This window comes from Vibrio sp. B4-6 (genome assembly GCF_963888245.1).
In the GTDB taxonomy this organism is placed as follows: Bacteria; Pseudomonadota; Gammaproteobacteria; order Enterobacterales; family Vibrionaceae; genus Vibrio; species Vibrio anguillarum.
Window position 1 is genome coordinate 331,276 of sequence record NZ_CAWPIM010000022.1, and the last position, 21,549, is coordinate 352,824.

Annotated in this window: 15 protein-coding genes and 1 pseudogene; 9 read left to right on the plus strand and 7 right to left on the minus strand. The window is 44.2% G+C overall.

All coding sequences use genetic code 11. The annotated features are described in order from the left end of the window. Positions 1–16: 16 nt before the first annotated feature. The 3 genes and pseudogenes from apt to AACV20_RS08260 all read right to left on the minus strand — a co-directional run bounded on the left by apt (position 17) and on the right by AACV20_RS08260 (position 2,537). Positions 17–562 carry an adenine phosphoribosyltransferase gene (gene apt / locus AACV20_RS08250; RefSeq protein WP_013857239.1) on the minus strand — a complete coding sequence of 182 codons (546 nt, stop codon included), beginning with the start codon at positions 560–562 and terminating at the stop codon, positions 17–19. A 157-nt stretch (positions 563–719) separates the two neighbouring features. Then, positions 720–1,087, minus strand: a pseudogene (locus tag AACV20_RS08255) (YbaN family protein). A gap of 331 nt (positions 1,088–1,418) precedes the next feature. Next, positions 1,419–2,537, minus strand: coding sequence for a response regulator (locus AACV20_RS08260; protein ID WP_017044561.1), 1,119 nt, complete (start codon positions 2,535–2,537; stop codon positions 1,419–1,421). 256 nt (positions 2,538–2,793) lie between these two features. On the opposite strand from AACV20_RS08260, the gene AACV20_RS08265 reads away from it, so the two are divergent. Continuing rightward, on the plus strand, positions 2,794–3,669 hold the full coding sequence (locus AACV20_RS08265) for a LysR family transcriptional regulator (protein ID WP_026027659.1): 876 nt from the start codon (positions 2,794–2,796) through the stop codon (positions 3,667–3,669). Between the two features lie 61 nt (positions 3,670–3,730). Here the strand turns inward: AACV20_RS08265 and AACV20_RS08270 are convergent, their stop codons facing one another. From AACV20_RS08270 to fadI, 3 genes are all read right to left on the minus strand, one after another. Beyond that, positions 3,731–4,279, minus strand: coding sequence for an NAD(P)H nitroreductase (locus AACV20_RS08270; RefSeq protein ID WP_013857243.1), 549 nt, complete (start codon positions 4,277–4,279; stop codon positions 3,731–3,733). 151 nt (positions 4,280–4,430) lie between these two features. Further along, on the minus strand, positions 4,431–6,554 hold the full coding sequence (gene fadJ / locus AACV20_RS08275; protein ID WP_170907119.1) for a fatty acid oxidation complex subunit alpha FadJ: 2,124 nt from the start codon (positions 6,552–6,554) through the stop codon (positions 4,431–4,433). Then, positions 6,554–7,861 (minus strand): acetyl-CoA C-acyltransferase FadI, encoded by a 1,308-nt coding sequence (gene fadI, locus AACV20_RS08280; protein WP_017044558.1) that lies wholly within the window; start codon positions 7,859–7,861, stop codon positions 6,554–6,556. The genes fadJ and fadI overlap by 1 nt, the downstream gene beginning before the upstream one ends. A 689-nt stretch (positions 7,862–8,550) precedes the next feature. Here fadI and AACV20_RS08285 point away from each other — a divergent pair. From AACV20_RS08285 to AACV20_RS08315, 7 genes are all read left to right on the plus strand, one after another. Beyond that, positions 8,551–9,099: a sigma-70 family RNA polymerase sigma factor gene (locus AACV20_RS08285; RefSeq protein ID WP_088717986.1), complete on the plus strand. Its 549-nt coding sequence runs from the start codon at positions 8,551–8,553 to the stop codon at positions 9,097–9,099. Further along, complete coding sequence (locus tag AACV20_RS08290; RefSeq protein WP_017044335.1) at positions 9,092–9,817, plus strand: DUF3379 domain-containing protein; 726 nt, start codon at positions 9,092–9,094, stop codon at positions 9,815–9,817. The genes AACV20_RS08285 and AACV20_RS08290 overlap by 8 nt, the downstream gene beginning before the upstream one ends. Positions 9,818–10,038: 221 nt before the next feature. Then, positions 10,039–11,337 carry an outer membrane protein transport protein gene (locus AACV20_RS08295; protein WP_170907120.1) on the plus strand — a complete coding sequence of 433 codons (1,299 nt, stop codon included), beginning with the start codon at positions 10,039–10,041 and terminating at the stop codon, positions 11,335–11,337. Positions 11,338–11,638: 301 nt separating this feature from the next. Further along, a complete protein-coding gene (locus AACV20_RS08300; protein WP_017044554.1) occupies positions 11,639–12,913 on the plus strand; it encodes an outer membrane protein transport protein in 1,275 nt (424 codons plus the stop codon). 132 nt (positions 12,914–13,045) lie between these two features. After that, positions 13,046–14,371 carry an IS4 family transposase gene (locus AACV20_RS08305; RefSeq protein WP_170907121.1) on the plus strand — a complete coding sequence of 442 codons (1,326 nt, stop codon included), beginning with the start codon at positions 13,046–13,048 and terminating at the stop codon, positions 14,369–14,371. A gap of 314 nt (positions 14,372–14,685) precedes the next feature. Then, positions 14,686–15,780: a NapC/NirT family cytochrome c gene (locus AACV20_RS08310; RefSeq protein ID WP_047689101.1), complete on the plus strand. Its 1,095-nt coding sequence runs from the start codon at positions 14,686–14,688 to the stop codon at positions 15,778–15,780. A gap of 22 nt (positions 15,781–15,802) precedes the next feature. Then, a complete protein-coding gene (locus tag AACV20_RS08315) occupies positions 15,803–18,250 on the plus strand; it encodes a molybdopterin guanine dinucleotide-containing S/N-oxide reductase (RefSeq protein WP_017044753.1) in 2,448 nt (815 codons plus the stop codon). 69 nt (positions 18,251–18,319) lie between these two features. On the opposite strand, the gene AACV20_RS08320 is transcribed toward AACV20_RS08315, so the two are convergent. Beyond that, complete coding sequence (locus tag AACV20_RS08320) at positions 18,320–19,780, minus strand: DEAD/DEAH box helicase (protein ID WP_170895308.1); 1,461 nt, start codon at positions 19,778–19,780, stop codon at positions 18,320–18,322. Positions 19,781–20,054: 274 nt separating this feature from the next. On the opposite strand from AACV20_RS08320, the gene AACV20_RS08325 reads away from it, so the two are divergent. Further along, positions 20,055–21,491, plus strand: coding sequence for a 6-phospho-beta-glucosidase (locus AACV20_RS08325; RefSeq protein WP_026028850.1), 1,437 nt, complete (start codon positions 20,055–20,057; stop codon positions 21,489–21,491). Positions 21,492–21,549 lie beyond the last annotated feature (58 nt).

Below are 21,549 nucleotides of genomic sequence, written 5' to 3' on the forward strand. Positions count from 1 at the left end.
CGTCCAGTTGATTAGCTTAGTGACCTTCAAATTCACAAATACTATAAACGTTCAGGCCCAAACCTTGTAAACGTTTGTCTCCGCCAATTTCAGGCAGGTTGATGACAAAAGCCGCGTGCTCAACTTCACCACCAAGCTGGCGGATCAATTTAGTCGTCGCTTCAATCGTACCACCCGTTGCCAGTAGATCATCCACCACCAGCACTTTATCACCTTGTTTGATCGCATCAACGTGAATTTCTAATGTGTCAGTACCGTATTCCAATTCGTAAGATTGGGCTAACGTTTCGCGTGGTAACTTACCCGGCTTACGTACAGGTACAAACCCCAAACCAAGCTCTAAAGCCAATGGCGCACCAAATAGGAAACCACGCGCTTCTGTACCCACAACTTTGGTAAAGCCCATGTCTTTATATTTTTCGACTAATAAAGCAATGGTTGCTTGATAGGCTTTTGCATCCTCTAGCAGGCTAGTTACATCACGAAACAAAATGCCAGGTTTTGGGTAGTTAGGGATGCTTTGAATGCTCGATTTGATCAAAGAGATAGTTTCGGTTGTCATAACTTACATTTACTTAGATTGGCTCTTCATTTCTCACGATACATTTACGTATCAGAATGATAGAGCGTGAGCTCTCAGCAACATAGATAAGCCACAATATCTTAGCCGCTGAAAAAACAAACGCCCATTCGAAGAATGGGCACACTTCCCCATAATGCTAGTGATTTTCTTGTTGGTTAGCAACCTGCTCATGAGTGGGAAGTCGAATAAACCAAGTGATCAGGACCACAAGCATAGTAAACAACATAATTTTGAGCCAAAAGTGTGGGACAACCCAGATGGAAAAAATAAAGCTTAGAATAATCCACAAACATCCCCGTTGTTTCACTTGCCGCGAAACAGCGCCATGTTGCTGCCAATTATCCAGTATTGGGCCTAGCGTCTGATGTTGATGCAACCAAGCATGAAAACACGAGGGCTACTTCGTAAGAAGCAAGCGCTAGCAAGAAGTATGAAAGGGGTTGTGGGGAGTAGCGGTAAGAATATGCCTATCACGCCTAACAGAAGGCAGAGCCCACCAGCCACCGTAAGAAGAAAATGACGAATATTGATGGTGAACTCCCAACGTACTATCCAACTCAGAAAGTTGAATAACCATTAAACACACGGATCCAAGTCAGTATTGCTGGCAATGTAGGGATCGAAAGTACGGCAATAAAGCCTAAAAAATAAAAAATGTTGTAAGGTTCTTTAAAATTCTGCTCTTCCATCATAACTTCTCTAGTGTTGGATGACTCCGTTCGTTTTGGCACCATAAACAAAGTTAATGTAACGTAAACGAATTGGGTGATTGTTGTTCTAGACGCGAACTATACCTCAAACAAATCACCGCAAACACCGACTAAAGATAAGGTTATTAACTGCTGCCACCTTGGTAAATATTGAGTTTGAAACTACTCGAACCTAAGCGATTAGTTGATAGCTGACAAGTTGAGTTGATCGGTAAATCTTTAGTGATAAAGTTTTTTAAACAGTTCTGCCCAAGGCTAACACCCGCGGCAATATGTTGAGTTAAGTAGCCATTTGACCATTGACTGTCGAGCCCAGCTGGCAGGATAGAGAGTGTACCTTCGCTTAAATCCGCAATACCGAATACTGCGTTGATTGGATTAGCACACTCTGAGCATTCAATACCTTTTTCCAGTATGTCAGCAAGGTCTTTCAAATCGGCACTGAAGCTTTTTAAGTTGCGAAGATAATCGTGAAACAGAGCACGAACGAGCAATGTTGAAGCCACACTATTTTCATAATGAGCATCTGAATCGACCAAGTAAAAGGCAAACTGCCCGTTCATCAACCACGCATAGTCAAATACCAGCGGCATCACATCCGCCGATTGTAAAAGACGGTAACTACACTTCCAACTGCCTTGTGAAGTATCCTTTTCTGGCAATAACGCGTGCAGCAAATCTTTCGCGGTACTGGGGTTTTCTCGTAAATACTCCAGATGCCAATGCAACTCTTGTTCTTCTGGAATATCACCACCATCATCGACCCGGAACCATTGAGTCGAAAAATCACGCTGATCAGATAAACGACTAAACGTATCTTCGAGCGTACTTTCTATTGCACTGCTTAAATACTGGTGGTTACCAATCGGTTTAGGAAGAAAATCCTTAACACCAAATCGCAGCACTTTTGCAACATCAGCCATTTCATCAGTTGCAGAGACCACAATCAGTGGCAGCGAGGGATACTCAAGGCTCACCTCTTCAACAAACTCAATACCGTTCAGTACTGGCATTGCTAAGTCACACACAACAAGGTCAGGCTCCGCATCTTTTAACTTGCGCAACCCCTCTAAGCCATTTTCAGCTTCAAGCACTTTATAGCCTTGAGCCGACAAATAACCACTGGTTATTCGCCTAAAAATTGGGTCATCATCAACAAGCATGATCAGTTTTTGCTCGACGTGCTGATTATCTGAAGGTTTTTTCGCCAAGAACTCACTAGCCTGAATGTGAGATTTATACATAATCCTGCCTCACAATGCTTTTAAAAAGCAGTCATTTTATTGTTATAGGATAAATTGATAGGTTACTTTATAAAGTAGTCGCAAAATAAGATTTATACAAATGTTCCACTTTGTAACTCGGTTGCATACTATATATATGGGCTATGTATGGATTGTACGGAATGTTACTTTCGTCAAACAAGTTGATATGACTCAAGATTTGACAAATGATATACGTATAAATTACTCAAATTCGAAAAATAATGTGTCAGGAACAATGAAATTAGATGACCTAAACCTCTTTCGACTGGTTGTCGAAAATGGAAGCTATACCGCAACTTCTCGTAAAACAATGATCCCCGTTGCGACCATTACCCGACGCATTCAAGCATTGGAAGATTCTCTGAATCTTAGGTTGTTGAATCGCCATGCTCGAAAACTTTCGCTGACTGAAGCGGGTGAACGTTTTTTTCAAGAGTGCTCACCGTTGCTACATCGCTTAGCTGCAACAGCAGAAGAGCTTACCGATGAATGTCGTGGCGCTTCAGGCAAACTAAGAATATCGTCACCATCTAATGTCACGAAACGCATGATGATGCCTATCTTCAATGCCTTCATGATGCAGTACCCAGATATCAACATAGAACTGACCACCAGCAATCAGGCCGATCAACTCGACCCAACCGAATGGGATGTCATTTTTAGAGTTGGCCCTCAACGAGACTCCAGTTTGATTGCGCGAAAAATTAATGAAGTGAAAGATGTATTAGTCGCAAGCCCAGGGTATTTAGCGAAACACCCTGCACCAACTCATGCCGAAGAGCTCAGTAATCATTCATTATTGAAGGGATATCCTCTAGTAAAATGGCAGTTAACCAACAATAAAGGGGAATGCGTGGTCAATTGTGATACTGGTCGTTTTCAGGCCAACGCTTTAAACGTAGTGCGCAGCGCTTGCTCTGAGGGGCTGGGTATCACCTTAATGCCAGATGTGATGATTAAAGAATTTATCGAAGAAGGCAGCTTAGTCAGAGTACTGGAAGACTGGGTTTCCAACCCTCGTGATATTTATATGCTGTATAACCACAAGGATCATCTACCTGAAAAAGTCAGGCTATTTATTGATTTTGTGATTGCCTATCACATCCACTAGATTTTAGGCCCAGCATTGCTGGGCCATGAGTTATCGCAGCGGCAGATAGTCAATAAACTCGCTATAGAAACTCAATAAATTTACTCAAATCACGTTCAGGCACTTTCATTGGCGTGCACCCTGCAGTTCCTAGGTATAAGAAACCAACGATTTGATCATCGCCCTTAGCACCTAATGCTTGCCGAACGTGAGAGTGGAACATCCAGCTTCCCGAACGCCAGAAACCTTGAAAACCTTGTGCTACCGCAGCCATTTGCATCGCTTGTACTGCGCATCCCGCAGAGAGATGTTGTTCAATCGCTGGCACCTTTTCATGCTCCGTAACTTTCGCGATCACTGTGATTACCATGGGTGCTCGAAACGGTGCATTTTTCGCTTTTTCTATCTCTGCATCACTGCCGTTATCCGCTCGCACAGCAGACGCCAAAATACCCGACAACTTTTGCAAACCCGCTCCCTGAGCAATCACGAAACGCCAAGGGGTTAAACCGCCATGATCGGGCGCTCGCAAGCCTGCTCTAATAATATTTTCCAAGACCAGACCTTCAGGTGCAGGCGATGTGAGATTGGCGATTGAACGACGGTTAAGCAGCAACTCTAGTGCATCCATTTCGATTCCTTATTGATGATTTTCCATAATCTTATACCAAACTGAGAATAACTCGCATAAAGAGATGACCTCATTGGCTATAAATGAAAAAAAGCGAGGATATTCCCTCGCCTAATTTAAGCAAACATATGAATGAAAACAGCCGAGATGACTACGGATAAAAACGTGCTTCAACCCCAGCTCGAGTCAGTAGCCCATCACAAGGAGCGAATTTATCGCCATACTTCTCAGCATGTTGATTCATCATTTCCACTAATTTCTTGATACCAATTTGGTCTATATAACGGAATGGGCCGCCTAAAAACGGCGGGAAACCGATACCGAAAATCGCACCAATATCGCCATCTCGCGCACAACGAATTACGCCCTCATCCAAACAACGTACGGCTTCATTCAGCATAAGTAGCACGCAACGCAGCGCGATCTCCTTATCACTCTGTTTGGTATCTGGCGTTATTTTCAGCAATTTATAGATAGATTTGTCGATTTCTTTTTTCTTACCTTTATAGGTATAGAATCCCTTACCACTTTTACGCCCTTTGCGGTTGTCATTGAGCAGCAAATCAAATACGTCTGGTCCTTGAAAACGTGGGCCGAGTTCTTGCACTAGAATTGGCATGATTTTCGAGCCAACATCAATGCCCACTTCGTCCAATAACGTGATAGGGCCGACTGGGAAACCGAAATCGAGTAAAGCCGTATCTATCTTTTCAATCGACTCACCCGCCATCAGGATCTGCGCCGCTTCATTCATGTAAGGTGCAAGGATACGGTTAACATAAAAACCAGCGCAATCTTTGACCACAATCGGCGTTTTGCCCTGTTTTTTCGCCAAGGCCACCACTGTGGCTATCGTCTCTTGCGATGTGGTTTGATGAGGGATCACTTCCACCAGAGGCATTTTTTCAACAGGACTGAAATAGTGCAATCCAATCACATTCTCTGGACGCGCCGCCTTCGCTGCAATTTTCTGGATTGGAAGCGAAGAAGTATTCGTCGCAAAAATGGTGCTGGTTTTGGCATTCGCTTCAACATCAGCCACCATTTGCTGCTTAAGCGTGAGATCTTCAAATACCGCTTCAATGACAACATCGATATGCTGATAGCTGGTAAAATCAATCCCGCCAGACAATTGCGCCATTTTTGTTTGCATCTGCGCTTTGGATAAAATGCGACGCTTGCGCTGTTTATCGAATAATTTGTAGTTGTAATTGAGCGCGTTTAATACCCCATCATTCGAAACATCTTTGATTCGTACGGGAACCTTGGCTTTTGCAACGCTAACATGGCTGATCCCTGCCCCCATTAAACCACCGCCCAATACGCCGATACGTTTCACGGTTTGAGGTTTTGCGTCGCTGCCCGTCTCTTTTTTCATTTCTGTGGTGGCAAAGAAAATCGAGCGCAGTGCTTTGGATTCCGGGCTCATCACCAAATCACCAAATCGCTTCGCTTCAAGCTCTAACCCGGCTTTAAAACTACGATCTAAACCGTGACGGATCACCTCTAAAATCGCGTCTGCGGCTGGGTAATTACCTCGTGTTTTTTGCTTAGTCTTTTTAGCGGCCTGATCAAAAATTAATTTGCGGCCAAGCTGCGTATGAGAAATTAATTTCTCTTTGGTCGACGTATTGGCCTGATGACGTTTTTTCCCAGAATTATCGAGCACATACTTCTTGGCCACATCCAGCAAGATAGTCTCTGCTACGCAAGCATCAATAACACCCAGCTGTTTTGCTTTTTTTGCGCGCAGCTGTTTACCCGTCAAAATCAAGTCGAGAGAAGGTAACAAACCAATCAAACGCGGCAACCGCTGCGTTCCACCGGAGCCTGGCAGCAAGCCTAATTGCACTTCGGGCAAACCCAAACGCGTGATGTCCGCGTCGCTGCACACCCGGTAGTGACAAGCCAGCGCCAGCTCTAAACCACCACCTAAGCATGGGCCATGAATCGCGGCAACCACTGGGAATGGCAAATCCGATAAGGTTTGAAACATCTCCTGACCTTGCTTGGCCAATGCTTGTGCTTCGCTGGCCGATTGGCAAGCGTTCAGCATACGGACATCCGCTCCAGCAATGAAATTATCTGGCTTAAGCGAGTGAATCACCATCCCCTTTAGGCTGGTTTTTTGAGCCTCCAAGGTCGCAAAAACCTCTTGCATCTCTTGGGCAAACGCCGCTTGTAGCGTATTCATTTTTTCGCCGGGAACATCAATCGCCAGCCACGCAATATTTTGTTCATCAATTGTTAAATGAAAAGCTCTCTCTGTGCTCATTATTCAACCTCCAAAATCATTGCCGCGCCCAAACCACCCGCTGCACAAGCGGTATTCAGCCCTAAACCACCACCACGTCGTTTTAGTTCACGCAGTGTTTGTGTGATCATGCGCGCACCCGTCGCCGCAAAGGGGTGACCATACGCAATAGAACCACCTAGCACATTAAATTTATCCATATCAATTTCGCCAATCGCTTTTGCTCGACCAAGATGTTCCTGTGCAAACTTATCACTGGCGAACATTTTCATATTAGAGAGGGTTTGCGCGGCAAACGCTTCATGCATGTCAATCAATGTGAGATCGGAAAGCTCAATACCTGCACGTTGTAAGGCTAACGGTGTCGCATAAGACGGCCCCATTAACATATCGTGTTCAACACCAATCGCTGAAAAAGCGTAAGAACGGATATAACCCATAATCTCCAAACCAAGCTCTTTAGCACGGCCTTCACGCATTAATAGAATAGCGGCAGCGCCATCGGTTAGTGGTGTGCTGTTGGCGGCCGTCACGCTACCATATTGCCTATCAAACGCTGGACGTAACTTGGCATAACCTTCCAGAGTCGAGTCATGACGAATATTGTTATCTTCAGCGATCCACTTTTTATAGGGCTCTGGGAATGCCGTCATGACTTCGCCTTGGATTTTGCCCTCTTTCCAAGCTTGTGAAGCTAGAGAGTGAGAACGATGTGCCAAAGCATCTTGATCCAGTCGGCTTATGTGATGAGATTTTGCCATCTGCTCAGCCGTTTGCCCCATCGAAAGGCCCGTTGAATATTCAGCGACCGCGGGGGGGACTGGCATTAAATCTTTAAAAGATAATGATTTTAAGATACTGAGTTTCTGAGCAACGGTTTTGGTTTTACTTAAAGCGAGTAAGCTAGCGGCTAATTTTTTAGACACTCCAATCGGCAAAACGGAAGACGAATCGGCACCACCAGCCATACCAATATCAATCGTGCCAGCCATTATGCTTTCAGCCACATTCACCGCCGCCTGAAAACTGGTAGCGCACGCTCGTGTGACGCTGTACGCATCGGTATGGATGCTCATTCCTGTGCCTAAAACGATCTCACGCGCGATGTTTGGTGCCTCAGGCATTTGCACGACTTGTCCAAAGACGAGTTGTTCGATCAATTTAGGATCGAGTTCCGTTCGCGCAAGCAGTTCACTCACCACCATCTTGCCTAAATCGACTGCAGGAACTTGACTAAATTCGGTACTTTGACGCGCAAAAGGGGTACGCAACCCCGCGACGATAGCCACACGCTCACCAGAGCGCGTTTTGACTTCCTGTTTGCCCATTGTTTCTCCTTAGAATAGAGGTCTGACCTGGCACATTGTAACGAGGTTGTTAAAACAATCAAACAAGTGTTTAAATAAACGTGATATTCGCATCGAATCGAAGAAAGTAATGTAGGGAAAGGAGATGGATAATCACTTAATCTTTAAATGAATAATGGAGTTATACCCAAACAACTTGGAGTTGCAGGTAGGCGGCAAGTGAGTGAGTCCCCATGAGCATAGGCAAACTATGTGATTGGGGTAAACGAACGTAGCCAACACCACTGCGGCTTCAAGTAGGAAGAGTATATAAGCAAAAAAAAAACCACACAATAATGTGTGGTCGGAATATATAAAGCAATTAACTTACGCCAATTGAAATAATCAGTTTCCTGATTAGGAGAAAGTAAAGTCAGCCTTCAAAAGGAAGTGTCATCTTGCTCAACATGTTAGTCGCAATGACTAACGAGATGACAAGGTGTACTATAGCCACTTCGTGCTATGAGATTTTGAAGTAGATCAATTTTATATTGATTTATTCCATACTATGAAATTAAAAAGCCGTCGACGCTTGAATTGATGTTACCGAACAACTTGAACGGATCGAAAGCGAACGAATACGCGAAGCGTTCATCGCAAGACGACCATAAAATGGCCTAAACAAAGAAGAAATCACAGAGCAAACGGAGACTCATGTGTCGATAATAACCATGTTTGGAAAGAAAAAGTCCAGCAGCCCGGTCAATAGTAATATTGACAGACAGAGAAAATATGAAACGCTTGTGCGTGCTTATCACCGAGATCTTTTTCGTTATGCCTATTGGCTATGTAAAGATAAAAGCATTGCTGAAGATTTAGTACAAGAAACCTGCTTGAGGGCTTGGAAATCTCTCGATAGTTTGCTCGACGAGAAAGCTGCCAAATCGTGGCTTATAACTATTCTTCGTCGCGAGAACGCGCGCCGCTTTGAGCGCAAGCAGTTTGAGTTGGTCGATATTGATGACTACAGCGGTGACGTAAAAGTCAACGATGATCCTCATCATCAACAAGAGTGGTTGCAGGCACAGATAATGAAGCTGGATATTGAATACCGCGAACCTCTTTTCCTACAAGTCATTGGTGGTTTTAGTGGTGATGAAATTGGCGAGATCCTCGAACTCAATAAGAACACGGTCATGACTCGTCTGTTTCGAGCTCGTAATCAATTAAAAGAACAATTGGATTCATCAGAAGCGTATAAGGGGCAGCAAAATGGATGAATTAGAATTTCGCCGCCGAGTTATGTCCGATCCAAAACAGCATGACCAAGAGATTATCCAAGCGGCATCCACTAGTGATACTAATCGTCAGTTCCTAGAGGACATATTGAGCTTAGACGCAACGATTGCTACTGCAATGAATGTAGACGTGCCTGACGATCTCGCAGACCGTATTCTATTTAGTCAAACCACAATGGCAAGCAATGTCATCCGCCCTACTTTTGCCAAGCAAGCGATGACATTGGCTGCATCGATTGCTTTTGTGTTTGGTTTATTGGTTGGCCAAATCAATTGGCGAAATGTGCTCATTCCACCGGCGCAGGCAAGCCTAATGGACACTGCCATCAAACACGTCATTGATGAAGAAGGCTTTGTCAACCAACTGGATGAACAAGTGAATTCAACGCAGATCAACGCCAAAATGCTGCCATTCGCTTATCAGTTAAGCAGTAACTTCCCTTACCACGTTTATTACCTAAACCACTGTGGTTTTGGCAAGGCAAACGCTCTGCACATGGTTTTTCAAGGTGAAAGCGGGAAAGTGACGCTCTTTTTCACAGGCATTGCCAGTGAACAAGCCGTGAACTTTAATGAGCAAGGCATGGCAGGAATCATCGAACCCGTCGGTGATGCTAGCCTGATCCTTGTCGGTGAAAATGGCGAAGATGTCACGAACATCGCTAAAAAACTAATGCCTATGCTAAAACCTTCCCATTAAAACCATTCCTGGCCTGTATATAATGCAGGCCAGGTTCCCTAGACAAAAGTAGAGCTTAAACTCTATAAATAAGCATTTTCCGCCTTTTTCCTGCCAAATAGACATCATTTCTGCAATTTTATCATTCAATTAGACAATGGTCGGATTTCTATCTTCTATACTTGCCTCTAGTATCAGCCACCAATTGAGCATTTGCTCAAAAACAACGTCCATTAGAGGCGATGAAATCAAAAAGGAAAAGCACCATGAACAAGACGCGTCTGTTTAAAAAATCGTTACTTGCCGTAACGGTAGCTCTCGCTTCACAACAAGCACTGGCAGCGGGCTTTCAGCTCAATGCACAATCTGCGACTGGCCTAGGTCGTGCATTTGCTGGTGATGCTGTTATTGCCGATAACGCATCGGTGATGGCTCGTAACCCTGCCGCAATGGCACTGTTTGACGAGACCTCACTCTCTTTGGGCTTTGAATCCATAACGACAAAAATTAAAGTCAAGGATGCGAAATACTGTGGTACAACTTGCCAAGTTGCACCACAGCTATCGGCTCCAAAAAACGCAAATTATGATGAAGCAGGCGGTACATCTATTGCTCCAAATATCCATCTCATTGTCCCTCTCAATGATAAGTTTGCGTGGGGCGTCAATGCCTATTCTAACTTTGGTACAAAAACTGAATTTTCAGATAGTTACTCTGCTAGTGAATATGGCGGTTTAACAGACGTCAAGAGCTTTAACTTAGGCCTTGCTGGTTCTTACAGAATAGACTCTCAATGGAGTGTTGGCGCTGGACTAGATTTAATCTATGGTAAAGGAACCATGAAACGTACGGCTAGTTCTGATGTCGCAAGTTTGGGTGGTAAAGATTTAGTCAACGTAGATGGTGCTGATGTTTGGGCTATCGGATTCAACTTTGGTACTGTCTTTGAGCTAGATGAAAATAACCGTTTCGGTGCCGCATATCATTACAGTCCTGAAATGGAAGCAAAAGATGATAAAGGACAAAAAATCAATTTACCATTGCCTGACCTTTTTGAGTTTTCTGGATTCCATAAAATAAAAGATACCAATTTTGCAGTTCATTACAGCGTACAATGGATCGGCTGGAGCACATTTGATCAAATTGAATTTAGTGACCTCAAAAACTCCCCACTAGGTTCTACTTACAACAAACCATATAAATGGCAAGATGGATGGCATTATGCTATTGGCGGAACTTATTATTTAAATACAGATTGGACTTTACGAGCTGGTTATATGTATGACACCAGCGCTCAAGATTCATTAACGTCAGTATCAGTACCTGACTCTGACCGCCAATGGTTCTCTGCTGGCTTTACTTATAACCTAGATGAAAAATCAAATATTGATTTTGGTTTCACCTACTTACTGGGTGATGATGTACAAGTATCTGAAGGAACACCTAATCCTCTTGGTTCACCTCAATATCTTTCAACTCTGACGGCAACGACTCACGCAGATGCAATCCTAGTCGGCTTACAATATAGCCGCAACTTCTAAGCGCAACGTTTATTAGCATAGCGTCAATAAAGGGCTGGTTTTCCAGCCCTTTTTAATGCTTGTAATATCGTCTCCTCGCCTAATTCAGCTAACAACTGTACCTTTTGGGCCTTAAACCACACTACAAGTGTTCGCCAAAAATCAGAAACACTTTCATAACAAGCAGAGTATTCCGCTTATAATTAAACCTTTAATAGATTTTAATTTCAAAAACAACAAATTCACTGCTTTATATTTTTAAAGCATTAGCTCTAACCTTAAAATCCCCACACCGAATTCAAATATTTCAGCGAACATTATAATGAAATCAAATAAAACTCTTCTTTCACTTGCAGTGGCATGTGGACTATTCAGCGTATCAAACGCATCTCAAGCCGCCGGTTTCCAATTGGCAGAATACTCTGCAACGGGCCTTGGGCGTGCTTACGCCGGTGAAGCGGCTATGGCTGATAACGCCAGTGCACAATGGCGTAACCCTGCCATGCTGACTTATTTGAAAGGTACGCAAATTTCTGTTGGTGCAATTTACGTTAATCCGAATGTTGATGTGAATGGAAAAATCAACGGCGCATTAGAAGCAAGCTCAAATGACTTCGCAAATGATGCCGTCATCCCCAATTTTTACCTCTCACATCAAGTGAACGATAAAATGGTACTAGGTTTAGCACTCGGTACTAACTATGGCATGGAGACCGAGCTTGACCGTAATTTCAGCGCGAGCCACTTTGGTAATCAAGCGATGGTTAAAACAATGGAAGTCAATGCCAACATCGGCTACCAACTTACTGATGCGGTCACCGTTGGCGGTGGCATTCGTTATGTGATTGGAGAAGGCCATTTCGGTGCGACCTCTCCGGCTCAAACTAAGCCTCTTCCACAAGGTACAACACTAAAGTACATGGAAGGTGAAGATAAAGCTTGGGGCTGGCAAGTGGGTACGGCATGGCAGATCAATGATAGCAATCGCATTGGCTTTACTTATAAATCCGAAGTTGACCTAAAGCTTACTGGCACAGCGAATATATTTTCGAAAGAATCGGGCAAGGTAGTGAATGATACAGGTTCAATGATGCTCACTATGCCTGCCACCGCTGAACTGGCTAGCTACCACCAACTAAGTGAACAGCTGGCACTGCATGCCAGTATTAACTGGACCGATTGGAGCAGTTTCGAAAAGCTTGAAGCGGATTTAAACACTCTTGGCTCGGTGATGGTTAAAGAAGAAAACTGGGAAGACAATTACCGTTTTGCTCTGGGTGCGACTTACCAAGTCGATGCAAAATTAGCACTGCGTACAGGCATTGCTTACGATATGGCGGCAGTTAACGATAAAAACCGTACCATTACCATCCCTGAAACTGATCGAACTTGGTTAAGCGTTGGTGCGGAGTATGCCTTCACGGAGCAATTCACCATAGACACTGGCTTTACTTACATTTTTGCCAAAGATGCCAACATTGTGGAATCTCGTGGTTATGCTTCAGATGATGCAGCGCAAGCCGTTGGAGGCCAATTTTCTGGTACAACGACGGGTAATGTTTGGCTTATCGGCGCACAAGCCAATTATCGCTTCTAAACTCATTAGAGATACTCCCAGAGGCCAGAGCACTGCTCTAATGCCGATCAGTTAAGACTTTAATCGGCAGATCAGTTGAATGATCCTACCTTTATGTAAAAATCCGATAGACCTTGTTTATCGGATTTTTTTATGCACGTCTCTCAAGCCCTCGATATCATCAACAGTTATAAACCCAATCAAGTTGAAACACTCGCAGACCTCTTGCCCATTGAGCTCATCAATAGTGCTTATGAGCTTACTGATACCGTTACTCTAAGAAAACGAAAGCTCACTTTAGAGTCGATGGCATGGTTACTGGTTGGCATGGCTATCTATAATGATAAATCCATGGCTGACATTGTAAACATGCTCGATATTGTTGACCGCACAGGTAAGCCATTTGTTGCTCCAAGTGCATTAACACAGCGAAGAAAAAACCTTGGTGAGTCAGCCGCTAAAGCGCTCTTTGAGTGTACGCAAAGTCATTGGTTCAAACAGGCTAACTTACCAAACTGGAACGGACTTACGTTACTGGGTGTTGATGGGGTTTTATGGCGAACAGAAGACTCAAAAGATAACGCTGAAGCGTTTGCTAAGCCCACTAATCGGGATGGTAAAGAAACACAGTATCCACAGGTGCGCATGGTCTGTCAGATGGAGCTGAGCAGTCATTTAATCACAGGCAGTGCTTTTGACTGTTATACCGTCAATGAAATGAAGCTGGCAGAGCAGCTTATCGAAACGACCCCCGATAACAGCTTAACGCTCTTCGACAAAGGCTTTTACTCCCTAGGTTTACTTCAAGCATGGCGTTCGCACGGCATCAATCGCCATTGGCTTATCCCGATGAAAAAAGGGCTGATTTATGAAGTTGTTCATTCTTTTGGCCGACAAGATAAACTGATAAAACTGAAAAGTAATCCGCAAGCGCGTAAGAAATGGCCAGAGCTAGAAAAAGAGGTTGTGGTACGTTTAATCACGAGAGTCAAAGAGGGTAAGCAATACGATGTTCTCACCTCAATGGTTGACCCTATGCTTTATCCCAAATCAGATATAGTCGGTTTATATGAATACCGTTGGGAAATTGAACTGGGGTACCGAGAGCAAAAACAATACATGCTTGGTAACCGCCTTACACTGCGAAGCCGACTCCCAGAGCTCGTGAGACAAGAGCTCTGGGGAATACTACTGACATACAACTTAGTCAGATATCAAATGGTGCAGATGTGTAATACGTTGAATGGAGACTACTTGCCATACCAACTTAGCTTCAATGGAGCGTTAGCCCACATCATGCGCCTAATAGTGGGGCTTCCCTACTCGTCACCGGGAGCCATACCGAGGCAACTCCAAAACTTCTATGCAATGAGTGGGAGCTTAATACTTGAGCCAAGGCGAGAAAGAGCCTTCCCTAGAGTCGTGAAGAAAAAGCCAAGCCGATACCCTAGAAAATACAATGCCGCTCACCTTAAGTGAACGGCATTAGTGATAAGGCTCTGCCTATCTTTTGGCCTTTGGGGTGGGTCTTTGGGGTTTTTATCTTTTATTTTTAATATCAATCGGTTGTGTTTTATGTATTTTTAATTTTTATCATCTGTGTGGTTATTTATTTTCTATTTTATCAATTTATAAGAAAGGTGACATAGGTCACGCCTGTTCCTTGTCTAAATTGACTACTGTCAAGTTGACATCCCTCTTTGGGGGTATGATTTCCTTATGGAATACGATGCGCATCACATAAATGCAACGTGTTCTGTCAAAACCACATCCGTTGAGATTTGTGAGGAATAATGAATATTAAAAAAAGAATGATAGTGGGAGTTCTTGCTATTGGGGTGCTGCTCGGTTGGTTAAGCCTTGGAGGAACTCATGTCATCTTAGAAAAAACGTCGAGTACGGAATTTTGTCTCTCTTGTCATACTATGCAAGCACCCTTTCAGGAGTATCAAGGCTCGGTACACTTTAGCAATGCCAAAGGCATCCGTGCAGAATGCGCTGATTGCCATATCCCCACTGATACTATGGATTATTTAGTCACTAAAATCAGGGCGTCCAAAGATATCTATCATGAGTTCATTACCAAGAAGATCAGCACACCTGAAAAGTATGAAGCGCATCGAGCCGAGATGGCTGAAACTGTCTGGGCACAATTAAAAGCGAACGATTCTGCGACCTGTCGTTCATGTCACAGTGAAGATGCGATGGAGATTTACGACCAAACGGCGCAAGCACAAAAAATGCATCAGTACGGTATCGACAATAATCAAACCTGTATTGATTGCCATAAAGGTGTGGCGCACATGCTTCCTGAAGTCAAAATGGACAGCCAAGCATTAGCCCATTTAGTCGAAGAGGCCAAGTTAACCCCTGTGGGCACTCCTATTGTTTATGCGATGCAATCTACGCCCATTTCTGATTTCGGAACGATCAATCCAGCGACACCGTTGAAAGTATTGAATGAAAACGATGGCAAGCGCACCGTTGAATTGAGTGGTTATCAGATGCAAGGTGCAGAACAAGTCTTGTATATGGGTGAAGGTAAGCGTGCTGTGATTGCTATGTTAACTGAAGCAGGGCAAAAAGCATTGAGCGTAAAAGAGTATAACGAAGATGCCTACGGAAATCAGTGGCGTCAAGTAACACTTGCCGGGGACATCGACACGCCAGTATTGGGTAAAATGGATTCGCTTTGGGCATACGCTGAGCAATTGGACAATGTTTACTGTTCAACATGTCATGCCAAAATTCCGAGTAACCATTTTACGGTTAACGCGTGGCCTTCTGTGGCAAAAAGTATGGGGGACCGTACCTCTATTTCCGCAGAGGATCTAGAAATCCTCACGAAATATTTCCAATACAATGCGAAAGATGTTGTTGCCCAATAAAAAATGAAATAAGGATTCAGTGATGACTACTCTCACACGTCGAAGTTTTCTAAAAAGCGCTGGTGCAACTGCAGGTGCGGTCGCTATTTTTTCGGTTAAACCTATGCCTGTTCTCGCTTCCGCACCGCGAGGAGCTGGTGTACTGACTGCTGGGCGTTGGGGCGCTATGCTGGTTGAAGTTAAGGATGGGAAAATTATTTCCTCCAAGAATGCATTGCCGCAAACCGTACCCAATAGTCTACAAACCTCAGCGCCAGATCAAGTACATACTAAAGCGCGGGTCAAATACCCGATGGTGCGTAAAGGTTTTCTAGCCAATCCCCATATGCCAGATGGTAAACGAGGAGACGATGAGTTCGTCCGCGTTAGTTGGGAAAAAGCGCTGCAATTAATCCACCAACAGCATGCCCGTATTCGCACTGCTTATGGAGCCGAGTCAATTTTTGCGGGCTCTTACGGCTGGCGATCCAGTGGGATTTTACATAAAGCCCAAACCCTACTGCAACGCTATATGAGTATGGCGGGAGGCTATTCGGGTCATTTAGGTGATTATTCTACGGGTGCTGCGCAAGTCATCATGCCTTACGTTGTAGGCTCAATAGAAGTGTATGAACAACAAACAACTTACCCTGTTGTGCTTGAAAGTAGTGATGTTGTGGTGCTTTGGGGGCTTAACCCTATTAATACACTGAAAATAGCATGGAGCAGTACCGACGGCGCGGGGCTTGAGTTTTTTAATCAACTCAAACATTCTAAAAAAACCATTATCGCTATCGATCCTATGCGTTCGGAAACCATCGAATTTTTTGGTGAAAACGCTCAGTGGATTGCACCGCATCCTGGTACTGACGTTGCGATGATGTTGGGGATCGCCCACTCATTAGTTGAAAAGGGCCAACATAACCTCGAATTTTTGAATAAATACACCGCTGGTTACGACAAATTTGAAGCTTATCTGCTAGGTCATTCTGATGGCACGCCAAAGACAGCACAATGGGCTGAGGCAATTTGTGGCGTTCCTGCCAAACAACTAGAGCTATTGGCTGATATTTTTAGCAAAAATAGAACTATGATCATGGCTGGTTGGGGAATCCAACGTCAGCAATATGGTGAACAAAAACACTGGATGCTTGTCACTCTGGCTGCAATGCTAGGGCAGATCGGTTTACCCGGTGGTGGGTTTGGTTTTTCATATCACTATTCCAATGGCGGTAACCCAACGCGAACTGCGGGTGTTTTACCTGCTATATCAGCGGCTATTGATGGTGGTTCATCTGCGGGTAATGATTGGGCCGTTTCTGGAGCAGTAAATAGTTTTCCTGTGGCTCGTATTGTTGAAGCGTTGGAAAACCCATCCGGTCAATATCAACACAACGGGCATGAGAAAACATTTCCTAACATCAAAATGATCTGGTGGGCGGGCGGTGCAAACTTTACTCATCACCAAGATACCAACCGTTTGATTAAAGCGTGGCAAAAGCCGGAACTCATCGTTATCTCTGAGCCTTATTGGACTGCGGCCGCAAAACACGCTGATATTGTACTGCCCATCACGACGTCATTTGAGCGTAATGATCTCACCATGACAGGGGATTATAGCAATCAACATTTAGTGCCGATGAAACAGGCAATTGAGCCTCAATTTGAAGCGCGAAATGATTTTGATGTATTTGCTGATATGGCGGAGCTGTTAAAACCGGGCGGACGTGCAGTGTATACGGAAAATAAATCCGAAATGGAATGGTTGGCTGGTTTCTATAAAGGAGCTCAAGCTATCGGTCGCCAAAATCGGATTGCAATGCCTAACTTCAGCTATTTTTGGAAACAAAATCAGCTCATTGAGATGAAATGGAACGAAGCGAACGCGAAGTTTGTGCGTTATTCCTCTTTCAGAGAGGATCCTATCCTGAACCCTCTTGGTACACCAAGTGGCAAGATTGAGATCTTCTCCAAAACCATCGAAGGCTTCAAATATAGCGATTGCCCGCCACATCCTATGTGGATGCCGCCAACGGAGTGGGTAGGGAATGCTCAAGCCGATGAACTGCAATTGATGACATCGCATGCCGCTCATCGTCTCCATAGCCAGTTAAACTACGCGGCACTACGCGAGCAATATGCGATAGCAAACCGTGAACCGATCTGGATTCATCCAGAAGATGCAAAAGTTCGAGGGATTAAAGATGGCGATCTTGTTCGTGCTTATAATCAACGTGGCCAAGTCTTAGTTGGCGCGCTGATCACGGATGGAATTAAGCAAGGTTCGGTCTGTATTCATGAAGGGGCATGGCCTGATTTTGATAAACCTCATGGTTTATGTAAAAACGGAGGATGCAACGTACTGACCGCTGACATACCTACTTCAAGGTTAGCCAATGGCTGTGCTGGTAACTCTTCAATTGTGAAAATAGAGAAATATGTAGGAGAGCCACTTCCTCTAACTGCATTCACACCGCCCAAAGGCGCGTAAAAGCAAAAAGGCCACTAGATGAGAGTGGCCTTTACTTTTTAATCAGAGAGTCGTAGTCAGTGAGTAATATCAGCTCGCCGCGATTTTTTTTGCTCTACGAGGTCTATTTTGTCCAGCCGATCCGCTTCTCGTGGGTTGGTTTGCACTTGGTTTGTTACTGTTTGAACGAGTGGAATTGGCCGCTTTCGGCTTTCTGTCATTAGTTCTGGTATTCGCGCTTATGCTGTGACCTTTTGCTACATCACCAGAGCGCTGTCCGTCATTATGTTCTGGTTTGTTCTTTTTCGGCTTTTTCGCTTTAATCGGTTGTAGCGAAGGAGATGCCGGTAATTTGTTCATTGGCGCAAAGCCTTCAACCTCAATTCGTTCTAGTAAATTTTGGGTAAGGCGCTCAATGGCAAACATGTCTTTTGCTTCATCGGCGCAGACCAAAGAGATCGCATTTCCTTCAGCGCCTGCGCGGCCTGTACGGCCAATTCGGTGAACATAATCTTCAGGGACGTTAGGCAATTCAAAGTTTACCACTTGTGGTAATTGGTCAATATCAATGCCGCGAGCGGCAATATCCGTTGCTACTAAAATGCGGATCTCACCACTTTTAAAATTGGCCAATGCCTTAGTGCGTGCGCCTTGACTTTTATTGCCATGAATAGCGGCGGCGCTGATGCCACTGCCTTCAAGTTGTGCGGTTAAGCGATTAGCGCCGTGTTTAGTTCGTGTAAATACCAACGCTTGTTGCCAATTATTTTCTTTGATTAGTTGAATCAATAGTGCTGGTTTTTTCGCTTTATCTACAGGATGTACCCACTGTTTGACAGTTTTGGCGGTACTATTGCGTGGCGTAACCGAAATCTCGACTGGGTTGTTAACTAACCCTTTCGCAAGTTGGCGAATTTCATCAGAGAAAGTGGCCGAAAAGAGTAGGTTTTGACGTTTTGCTGGCAGCAGTGCAAGGATCTTTTTAATGTCACGAATGAAGCCCATGTCTAACATGCGATCCGCTTCGTCTAAGACCAAAATTTCTAATTGGTTAAATTTAATCGCATTTTGGTTGTATAAATCCAACAGTCGACCCGGTGTCGCGACCAAAATATCTACTCCACGACGCATTTTCATCATCTGTGGGTTAACTTTCACACCGCCGAAAATAACTTCAGAGCGTAGTGGAAGGTTTTGTCCGTAAGTTGCCACGTTGTCGGCAACTTGCGCGGCCAATTCACGTGTCGGCGTCAGAATTAATGCACGCACTTGGTTGGGGCCTACTTTTGGGCCTTTAACTAATAGATCCAAAATGGGCAGGGTAAATCCTGCTGTTTTCCCGGTACCTGTCTGGGCCGCTGCCATCACATCTTTGCCTTCAAGAACGGCTGGAATAGCTTGCGCCTGAATTGGCGATGGTGTTTCGTAACCTTGAGAAGCAACGGCTTTCAGGATGGCATGGGATAAACCCAGAGAGGCAAAACTCATTAAAATGTCTCGATATGTAAATAAGGAAGTGATCCGCATCACGTTGCGGAAAGGCGCAAGCATACAGTAGTCACAGCAAAAGTGCTACGGAATGTCTCTGTTTGCCACTTGTCAGTAACAAATAGTGCGTATTTTCTTCCGAGAACATTAGAATTATTAATTTAAATGTAACCGGTTTCCGAAACCGGTTACATTTTTACGATAATCGTTTATGATGTCACGCAAAGTAGCAAAGCGATGATGTATTTCTATACAACGTGTCCACATGGCGTGAAATAGCATATTAGATCGACATAAGGGTACATTGAGTCAGCAAATGAAGACGAGGTAGATGACGATGGCAACGAATGGTTTTCCAAAAGATTTTTTATGGGGTGGGGCTGTAGCAGCACATCAAGTTGAAGGTGGATGGAACCAAGGTGGAAAAGGAGTCAGCATTGTCGATGTGCTCTCAAAAGGAGCGCATGAAGTACCTAGGGTGATGACCTCCGGTGTGGATGCAAATTATTTCTATCCTAATCATGAAGCCGTTGATTTTTATAGTCATTACAAAGGTGACATTGCACTTTTTGCTGAGATGGGTTTTAAATGTTTTAGAACCTCAATTGCTTGGACTCGTATTTTTCCACAAGGTGACGAAGTCTCGCCCAATGAAGCAGGGCTACAATTTTATGATGATCTTTTTGATGAATTGCTGAAATACGGCATTGAGCCAGTTATTACGCTTTCGCATTTTGAGATGCCATTCCACCTTGTACAACAATACGGGGGATGGGCAAATCGCAAGCTTGTGGATTTTTTCGTTAACTTTAGCCAAGTGGTGATGGAGCGTTATAAACAGAAAGTGAAATACTGGATTACCTTCAATGAGATCAATAACCAGCGAAATTGGGAATTCCCACTGTTTGGCTACTGTAACTCAGGGGTGATCTTCACTGAACATGACAACCCAGAGCAGGTGATGTACCAAGTCATGCATCACCAATTTATTGCCAGTGCTTTAGTGGTCGATCTCGGTCATAAGATCAACCCTCAATTTCAAATGGGTAGCATGATTCATATGATGCCGCTTTATCCCGCGTCGTGTCGTCCAGAAGATATGATCCGCTCTCAAGAAATGATGAGAGAGAAGTACTTGTTCAGCGATGTGCAAGTTCGTGGCTATTACCCAAGCTATATTTGGCGTGAATGGGAGCGAAAATCGATAACCGTTGATATGCTCGATGGCGATGAAGCGATACTGCGTAAGGGTTGTGCCGACTACCTTGCGATCAGCTATTACATGACGAATATTGTCTCTGATGATCGCAACGCTGAAGGTGAAACAACCAGTTTATTCAAACAAAGTCGCTTAAACCCTTATCTCACAGCGTCTGATTGGGGATGGCAAATTGACCCGGTAGGGCTTCGCTACGCGCTTTCTGAGTTGTATGAACGCTACCAGAAACCGATTTTTATTGTTGAAAATGGTTTTGGGGCGATCGATGAAGTCGATGAGCAAGGCCAAGTGCAAGATGATTATCGGATTGAGTATTTACAAGCACATATACGAGAAGTGAAGAAGGCCATTGCTATAGACGGCGTTGATGTCATGGGCTATACCCCTTGGGGCTGCATCGATTGTGTGTCGTTCACCACTGGTGAATATAAAAAACGTTACGGTTTCATTTATGTAGACAAACACGATGATGGTTCTGGTTCAATGGCTCGCAGTAAAAAGAAAAGCTTTTACTGGTATCAGTCCGTGATCAAAACCAATGGCGAACAATTATAAACGTAGAATAACAATAATAATTGTTGATTGAGAGCGTTCATCCAGCTTAGGAAATTAG

What these genes read in the sequence shown, in the direction of transcription:
- AACV20_RS08285 (WP_088717986.1), top strand. Translation starts at nt 8,551, where the DNA reads ATGTTTGGAAAGAAAAAGTCCAGCAGCCCGGTCAATAGTAATATTGAC.
- AACV20_RS08325 (WP_026028850.1), top strand. Translation starts at nt 20,055, where the DNA reads ATGGCAACGAATGGTTTTCCAAAAGATTTTTTATGGGGTGGGGCTGTA.
- AACV20_RS08310 (WP_047689101.1), top strand. Translation starts at nt 14,686, where the DNA reads ATGAATATTAAAAAAAGAATGATAGTGGGAGTTCTTGCTATTGGGGTG.
- fadJ (WP_170907119.1), bottom strand. Translation starts at nt 6,554, where the DNA reads ATGAGCACAGAGAGAGCTTTTCATTTAACAATTGATGAACAAAATATT.
- AACV20_RS08260 (WP_017044561.1), bottom strand. Translation starts at nt 2,537, where the DNA reads ATGTATAAATCTCACATTCAGGCTAGTGAGTTCTTGGCGAAAAAACCT.
- AACV20_RS08315 (WP_017044753.1), top strand. Translation starts at nt 15,803, where the DNA reads ATGACTACTCTCACACGTCGAAGTTTTCTAAAAAGCGCTGGTGCAACT.
- AACV20_RS08265 (WP_026027659.1), top strand. Translation starts at nt 2,794, where the DNA reads ATGAAATTAGATGACCTAAACCTCTTTCGACTGGTTGTCGAAAATGGA.
- AACV20_RS08320 (WP_170895308.1), bottom strand. Translation starts at nt 19,780, where the DNA reads ATGCTTGCGCCTTTCCGCAACGTGATGCGGATCACTTCCTTATTTACA.
- AACV20_RS08300 (WP_017044554.1), top strand. Translation starts at nt 11,639, where the DNA reads ATGAAATCAAATAAAACTCTTCTTTCACTTGCAGTGGCATGTGGACTA.
- AACV20_RS08270 (WP_013857243.1), bottom strand. Translation starts at nt 4,279, where the DNA reads ATGGATGCACTAGAGTTGCTGCTTAACCGTCGTTCAATCGCCAATCTC.
- AACV20_RS08305 (WP_170907121.1), top strand. Translation starts at nt 13,046, where the DNA reads ATGCACGTCTCTCAAGCCCTCGATATCATCAACAGTTATAAACCCAAT.
- AACV20_RS08290 (WP_017044335.1), top strand. Translation starts at nt 9,092, where the DNA reads ATGGATGAATTAGAATTTCGCCGCCGAGTTATGTCCGATCCAAAACAG.
- AACV20_RS08295 (WP_170907120.1), top strand. Translation starts at nt 10,039, where the DNA reads ATGAAATCAAAAAGGAAAAGCACCATGAACAAGACGCGTCTGTTTAAA.
- fadI (WP_017044558.1), bottom strand. Translation starts at nt 7,861, where the DNA reads ATGGGCAAACAGGAAGTCAAAACGCGCTCTGGTGAGCGTGTGGCTATC.
- apt (WP_013857239.1), bottom strand. Translation starts at nt 562, where the DNA reads ATGACAACCGAAACTATCTCTTTGATCAAATCGAGCATTCAAAGCATC.